This is a genomic window from Longirhabdus pacifica (assembly GCF_004115085.1).
GTDB lineage: Bacteria > Bacillota > Bacilli > Paenibacillales > DSM-105158 > Longirhabdus > Longirhabdus pacifica.
This window is the reverse complement of sequence record NZ_QXJP01000068.1, coordinates 1-717: the sequence shown is the minus strand read 5'-3', so window position 1 is coordinate 717 and position 717 is coordinate 1. Positions and strand designations below refer to the sequence as shown.

1 protein-coding gene and 2 tRNA genes are annotated in these 717 nt (G+C 44.1%); 1 reads left to right on the top strand and 2 read right to left on the bottom strand.

Annotation, left to right across the window (positions count from 1 at the left end):
- Positions 1 to 191, top strand: a 191-nt coding sequence (locus tag D1Z92_RS17535; RefSeq protein ID WP_206099783.1) for a hypothetical protein, incomplete at its 5' end; no start/stop codon positions are given.
- A gap of 242 nt (positions 192 to 433) precedes the next feature.
- Here the strand turns inward: D1Z92_RS17535 and D1Z92_RS17100 are convergent.
- Positions 434 to 509 (bottom strand) — tRNA-Ala (locus D1Z92_RS17100).
- Between the two features lie 57 nt (positions 510 to 566).
- Positions 567 to 643: transfer RNA gene (locus tag D1Z92_RS17095), tRNA-Ile, on the bottom strand.
- Positions 644 to 717 lie beyond the last annotated feature (74 nt).

Here is a 717-nt window from a genome sequence, read left to right as displayed (position 1 = left end):
CTAGGCATCCACCGTGTGCCCTTACTTTCTTCATCTATCTTCTTCTTTCACTATCCAGTTTTCAAGGTGCATGTTTCGAAGCCTATGCTTCGAAGTTGTTTCAGCGAGAAAAATGCGACCTTATAAAGAGCCCAATTGCTTGGTTTCCATCGCCAATGATTTTTGCTTTAGCAAAAGATCTTACCTTGTGATAAGGTTTTAGCTTTTAAGGTTGTAAGTTTCTCTTCTGTTTTTTTCTCTTTTATTTCATTGTTAGCTTTCATTAAGAAAGATCTTTTACTTCGTAAAAATCACTAGGATTTAATGAAGCTATTGGGTCTTTTCTAATGTCTGAGCTTTTGCTTTTCAGCAACACTCATGAAAAGCGACAAGTGATACTATATCACGTTTGCTGCTTTTTTGCAAGCTATTTTTTAAATCTTTTTGTTCCTCTTGGTGGAGCCAAGCGGGATCGAACCGCTGACCTCCTGCGTGCAAGGCAGGCGCTCTCCCAGCTGAGCTATGGCCCCGTAATAGTAGTTGTTGCTTTGCTTGTCTATGCGATTTTCATCTTACTTTGTTGTAGGTGGTGGGCCCTAGTGGACTCGAACCACCGACCTCACCCTTATCAGGGGTGCGCTCTAACCAACTGAGCTAAGGGCCCATGGCTTGGCAACGTCCTACTCTCCCAGGACCCTTCGGTCCAAGTACCATCGGCGCTGGAGGGCTTAACGGTCG